Annotated in this window: 1 protein-coding gene; it reads right to left on the minus strand. The window is 70.2% G+C overall.

The annotated features are described in order from the left end of the window. Positions 1 to 22: 22 nt before the first annotated feature. Positions 23 to 6,750, minus strand: a 6,728-nt coding sequence (locus ABGB08_RS22905; protein ID WP_347593464.1) for an SDR family NAD(P)-dependent oxidoreductase, incomplete at its 5' end; no start/stop codon positions are given.

Genomic DNA, 6,750 nt, shown 5'->3' on the forward strand with positions numbered 1-6,750 from the left:
GTGTTCCGAGGCCAGCCCAGAATCACAGGTCTCTGAGTTGGCCCAGTTCGCTCTCGATGATGCCGAGGATGTCCTCGGTACTCGCCGATTCGAGCATGTCGGCAACCGCGATTTCACTAGTCTCTGAACCGCTCGCGGTCACCTTCGCCAACAGCTGCCGCAGCCGTGTCTCGATACCGTTCCGCGTGATTTCGTCGAGCCCGTCCTCGGAAAGCATGTCCTCGAATCGGTCGAGGTCGGCCAGCAATGACGGCTTCTCGGCCGCGGTTTCCCCGGGAGCGATTTCCGCGAGGAGATGTTCGGCGAGGACAGCGGGCGTGGGGTAGTCGAAGATGAGGGTGGCGGGTAGGCGCAGCCCGGAGGCGGCGTTGAGCCGGTTGCGCAGTTCGATCGCGGTCAGCGAGTCGAAGCCCAGCTCGCGGAACTCCCGCCGGACTTCCACCGCGGCGGGGTCGGAGTGTCCGAGGACGGCGGCGGCCTGAGCGCGTACCAGGTCGGCCAGCAGGCGGACCCGCTTGGGGTTGCTGAGACCGGCCAGCTGCCGGGACAGCGCCTCGCCCGCGCCCCCGCCCGCCGCCGCCGACGCGGCCGTGCGGCGGGTGCCGCGTACCAGCCCGCGGAACAGCGGCGGCACCTGCCCTTGCGGCAGTGCGGACGGGTTCACCCGTACCGGGACGACGAACGGTGAATCCGAGCCGATGGCCGTGTCGAACAGGGCCAGCCCCTGGTCGGTGGTGATGGGCGGCAGCGCGGCAGCGGTCATCCGCTTCACGTCGGCCTGCGACAGGCCCCCGGTCATTCCGGTGGCCTGCGCCCACATCCCCCACGCCAGGGACAAGCCCGGCAATCCCTGGGCCCGGCGGTGGGCCATCAATGCGTCCAGCCACACATTGGCCGCCGCGTAGTTGCCCTGACCGGCGTTGCCCATCAGCCCGGACAGCGAGGAGAACACCACGAACCCGGCCAGATCCATGTCCTGAGTCAGCTCGTGCAGGTGCCAGGCGGCGTCCACCTTCGGCCGCAACACCACATCCAACCGCTCCGGCGTCAGCGACGCGATGGTCCCGTCGTCCAGCACACCCGCGGTGTGAATCACCGCGGTCAGCGGATGCTCGGCACCGATCCCGGCCAGCAAACCGGCCACCGCATCCCGGTCGGCCACATCACAGGCGGCGACGGTCACTCGCGCGCCTCGCGCGGCCAGGTCCCGCTCCAGCTCACCTGCGCCGGCCGCTTCCGGGCCCCTTCGGCTGACCAGCAGCAGGTGCCGTACGTCGTGCTCGGCCACCAGATGCCGGGCTACCTCCGCACCCAGACCACCGGTGCCGCCCGTGACAAGCACGGTGCCTTCCGGGTTCCACCGGTGCGGCATGGTCAGCACGATCTTGCCGGTGTGCCGGGCCTGGCTCATGAACCGGAACGATTCACGGCCTCGTCGCACATCCCAGGCGTTGACCGGTAGCGGCCGCAACTCACCAGCCGCGAACCACTCTGCCAGCTCGATCAGGATCTCCCGCAACCGCTCCGGTCCAGCGTCCATCATGTCGAACCAGTGATACGTCAGCCCCGGGAACTGGTCCTGGTCGCGGATGTCCAGCTTGCCCATCTCGATGAACCGCCCGCCCGGGCGCAGCAGACGCACAGAGGCGTCGATGAATTCTCCGGTCAGCGAGTTGAGGACGACATCGATCCCCCGGTCGCGGAATCGTTCCTCGAACTCCAGGGTTCGTGAGGAGGCGATGTGATCATCCGGGATGCCCAGCGAGCGCAGTACGTCCCACTTGGCCGGGCTGGCCGTGGCGAACACCTCTACCCCCAGGCGTTGAGCCAGCTGGATCGCCGCCATGCCCACACCGCCCGTCCCGGCGTGTACCAGCAGCGACTCGCCCGGCTGCAACCCGGCCAGATCCATCAGCCCGTAATAGGACGTCAGGAACGTCACCGGAATCGTCGCCGCCTGCTCGAAGGAGATCTGGGCGGGGACCTTCACCAAGGCCCTGGCCTCCATGACGACCACCGGCCCGAACGCGGCCTCGGCCAGACCCATCACCCGGTCCCCGGGACGCAGGTCCTCGACCTCGGAGCCGACCTCCAGGACCACGCCGGCGGCCTCGCTGCCCATCAGGCCGACCTTGTCCTGGTACCAGCCCAGCGCGTTGAGTCCGTCCAGCAGGTCACGGAAGTTGAGTCCCGCGGCGTGCACCGCGACTCGCACCTGCCTGGCCCCCAGCGGTTCCGCCGCCCTCGGGAAGGGAAGCAACTCCAGGGCGTCCAGGCTGCCCTTGGCCTGGCTGCCCAGCCGCCACGGCACCCCACCAGCCGGAGGCACCAGCCCCGCCCCTGACACCAGCGACGCCAGTCGCGGCACCCGCGCCTCACCGTGCCGGACCGCCGCCTGCGATTCGCCCGAGGCCATGAGCGCGGCCAGTACCGCAGGCAGGGAGGACTCCTGGTCGTCCACGTCGACCAGGACGAAACGCCCCGGATTCTCCGACTGCGCCGACCGCACCAGACCCCACACCGCCGCCGCGGCCAGATCGGTGATCTCCGCACCCTCACCGGCCGCCACCGCGCCCCGCGTCACGAACACCAACCGCGAGCCCTCCAAGCGCTCGTCGGCAAGCCACCCCTGCAGCAGACCAAGCACCCCAGCGGTCACCCCATGCGCCGTACCCACCGCATCCGCCATCGGCTCGGTGACGACCTCGGCCAGCACCACATCTGGCACCGGACCCGCCTCGGCCAGCGCCGACAGATCCGGATGAACCTCGACCCGCTCCCAACCCTTGGCAAGACCCAGCATGTCCCGCTCGAACCCCGCGAGACCGACCATCGCCACCGGCACCGGATCGGCCACGGGAACATCGGAAAGGGCGGTCCATTCCAGCCGGAACAGCCCTTCTGCTTCCGCTCCGCGGCCGCCCGCGAGCTTCTCAGACGAGAACGGCCGCAACACCAGCGACCGCGCCGACACCACCGGCTCCCCAGCGGCATCCACCGCCACCAGCGACACCGAATCCGGACCCGTCCGAGCCAGCCGCACCCGCAATACCGACGCGCCAACGGCACGCAGGCACACGCCATCCCACGAGAACGGCAACCGGCCGCCCTCCACCGGCTCCAGCCCAGCGAAAGTCACCGCGTGCAAGGCCGCATCCAGCAACGCCGGATGCAAACCGAACGCACCCGCCTCCGACTGCGCCTGCTCAGGCAACGCCACCTCGGCGAACACCTCACCACCCGCGCCCCGCCAGGCCCCCCGCAACCCCTGGAACACCGGACCGTAGCCGAACCCGCCCGCGGCCAGGTCCTCATACAGCCCGTCCAGCTCGATCGCGGTCGCGCCCCGCGGCGGCCAGACCTCGGCATCGAACGACCCGGCTTCCGAAGCACCGCTCGCAAGCGTCCCGGTCGCGTGCCGCACCCACGGCACATCCTCGCCGGCCTCCGCCAACCGGGCATAGACGTTCACGCCCCGGCGACCCGACTCCTCCGGCGCACCCACCGCGACCTGGACCGCGACCGCCTCGCCCTCGCCCAGCACCAGCGGAGCGGTCAAGGACAGCTCCTCAACCACGTCACACCCGACCTGGTCACCCGCCCGGATCGCCAGCTCAAGGAACCCGGTGCCCGGGAAGATCACCGTGCCGGACACCACATGATCGGCCAGCCACGGATGCGACCTCACCGACAGGCGCCCGGTCAGCAGCACCCCGTCGGAATCGGCCAGACCCACCGCCGCACCCAGCAGCGGATGACCGGCCACCGCCAGCCCAGCCGCGGCCACATTACCCACCCGAGACGCCAGCCCCTTGGGCCAGAACCACTGACGCTGGAAAGCATACGTCGGCAGATCGACCCGGCGACCGCCCGGCAGCAACGCCCGCCAGTCGACCGGCACCCCGTGCACGTGCAACTCGGCCAGCGCCGTCATCACCGCCGTATGCTCGTCCCGGTCCTTGCGCAGCACCGGCACCAGCACCACATCCGCGCCGAACGCATCCACGGCAGAGCCACCATCGAGAGTGTCCTGCGCCATGGCGGTCAGGACCCCGTCGGGGCCCAGCTCCAGATAGGCCCGTACGCCCTGAGTCTCCAGCGTGCGGACGCCGTCGGCGAAGCGGACCGCGCCACGGACCTGGTCCACCCAGTAGCCCGGCGAGCACACCTGCTCGGTCGTGGCCGCCTCTCCGGTCAGGGTGGAGACGATGGGGATACGCGGCGGGTTGTAGGCGAGCCTGCTCGCCAGCGTGCGGAAGTCTTCCAGCATCGGGTCCATCAGCGGCGAGTGGAACGCGTGCGACACTCGCAGCCGCCGCGTCTTGACCTTCTGGGATTCCAGCGCGGCGGCCACCTCAAGCACCGCCTCCTCGACCCCGGAGACCACCAGCGAGGCCGGGCCGTTGACCGCCGCGATCGACACCTGGTCTTCACGCCCGGCCAGCAGATCGGCGACCTGATCCTCGGACGCCTGGACCGCGACCATCGCCCCACCGGGCGGCAACGCCTGCATCAACCGCGCCCGGGCCGCCACCAGCGCACACGCATCACTCAGCGAGAGCACCCCGGCCACGTGAGCGGCCGTGATCTCCCCGATCGAGTGCCCGGCCAGCACATCCGGCCGGACCCCCCACGATTCGACCAGCCGGAACAGGGCGGTCTCCACCGCGAACAGCGCCGGCTGCGCCCATCCGGTCTGGTCCAGCGCCTCCGCTTCGGGCGTGCCCGGCTCGGCGAACAGGACCTCGCGCAACGAACGACCCAGCCCGGCCGGCTCAAGTGAGGGTTCCAGCTCGGCGATCACCTCGTCCAACGCCTGCGCGAACACCGGGAACCGGTCATACAGCTCCCGGCCCATCCCAGCCCGCTGGCTGCCCTGGCCGGTGAACAGCACCGCCAGCTGCGGCTCCGCCCCGGCCAGCGCGCGCACCACACCCACACCCGGACGGTCCTCGGCCAGCGCGCCCAAACCGGCCAGCAGACCATCACGGTCCCCGGCCAGCACCACCGCACGATGCTCGAACGCCGACCGCGTCGTGGCCAGCGCGAACGCCACATCGCTGAGCCGCAGGTCAGACTCGCCGTCCAGATACGACGCCAGACGTCCGGCCTGCGCCCGCAACGCCTGACCCGTCTTAGCCGAAACCAGCACCGGCACCACACCAGCGGGCGGCGCCTGATCCTCCGCATCCGGCTCGGCCTGCGGAACCTCCGGCCCTTCCTCCAAGATCACGTGGGCGTTGGTGCCGCTGAGCCCGAACGAGGAAACACCGGCCCGGCGCGGGTGACCGTTCCGCGGCCATTCCACCGGCTCGGTGAGCAGTCTGACCGCCCCCGAGTCCCAGTCCACGTGCGACGACGGCGCGTCCACATGCAGCGTCTTGGGCAGCAGGCCGTGCCGCATGGCCAGCACCATCTTGATCACACCCGCCACACCGGCGGCGGCCTGCGCGTGACCGATGTTCGACTTGATCGACCCAAGAAGCAGCGGACGGTCCTCCGGCCGGTCCTGCCCATAGGTCGCCAAGAGCGCCTGCGCCTCGATCGGGTCACCCAGCGTCGTACCGGTGCCATGCGCCTCCATCGCGTCCACCTCGGACGGCGACAAACCGGCACCGGCCAGCGCCTGCCGGATCACCCGCTGCTGCGAAGGACCATTCGGCGCGGTCAGACCGTTGGACGCGCCGTCCTGGTTGACCGCCGAACCACGCACGATCGCCAGCACCTGATGCCCGTTGCGCTGAGCGTCCGACAACCGCTCCAGCACCACCACACCCACACCCTCAGACCAGCTCACCCCGTCAGCCGCGTCAGCGAAGGACTTGCACCGCCCATCAGGAGCCAGTCCGCCCTGCGCGCTGAAATCGATGAAGGCTCCCGGGGTGGCCAACACGGTCACGCCACCGGCCAGCGCCAGCGAGCAGTCACCACCACGCAGCGCCTGCGCCGCCAGATGCAACGCCACCAAGGAGGCCGAGCAGGCGGTATCCACCGTCACCGCCGGGCCCTCCAACCCCAGCGTGTACGAGATCCGCCCGGACAGCACACTTCCGGCGGTCCCGGTCCCCAAGAAGGCCATTACCTCCAGAGGGAACTCCAGATGGCCCGAGGTGTAGTCATGGTTGATCACTCCGGCGAACACGCCGGTACGGCTGCCGCGCAGCGAACCCGGCTCGATCCCCGCCCGCTCGACCGCCTCCCAGGACGCCTCCAGCAGCACCCGCTGCTGCGGATCCATCGCCAGCGCCTCACGCGGCGAAATCCCGAAGAACCCCGGGTCGAATTCCCCGGCCTGGTGCAGGAACCCGCCCTCACGTACATAGCTGGTCCCGCGATTCTCCCGATCCGGGTTGTACAGCCCGTCCAGATTCCAGCCGCGAGTGGTCGGGAACCCGCTGATCCCGTCCCCGCCCTCGGCCACCAGACGCCACAGGTCCTCAGGCGAGTCGACCCCGCCCGGATACCGGCACGCCATGCCCACGATCACGATCGGGTCGTCGGCCACCGGCGGCAACACCCGCGGCGCCGCGTCCAGGACTTCCGCCTGCGTGCCCATCAGCTCGTTGAGCAGATATTCGGCGAGGACAACGGGCGTGGGGTAGTCGAAGATGAGGGTGGCGGGCAGGCGCAGCCCGGAGGCGGCGTTGAGCCGGTTGCGCAGTTCGATCGCGGTCAGCGAGTCGAAGCCCAGCTCGCGGAACTCCCGCCGGACTTCCACCGCGGCGGGGTCGGAGTGTCCGAGGACGGCGG

The sequence above is a fragment of the Acrocarpospora sp. B8E8 genome (genome assembly GCF_039871605.1).
Lineage (GTDB): Bacteria > Actinomycetota > Actinomycetes > Streptosporangiales > Streptosporangiaceae > Acrocarpospora > Acrocarpospora macrocephala.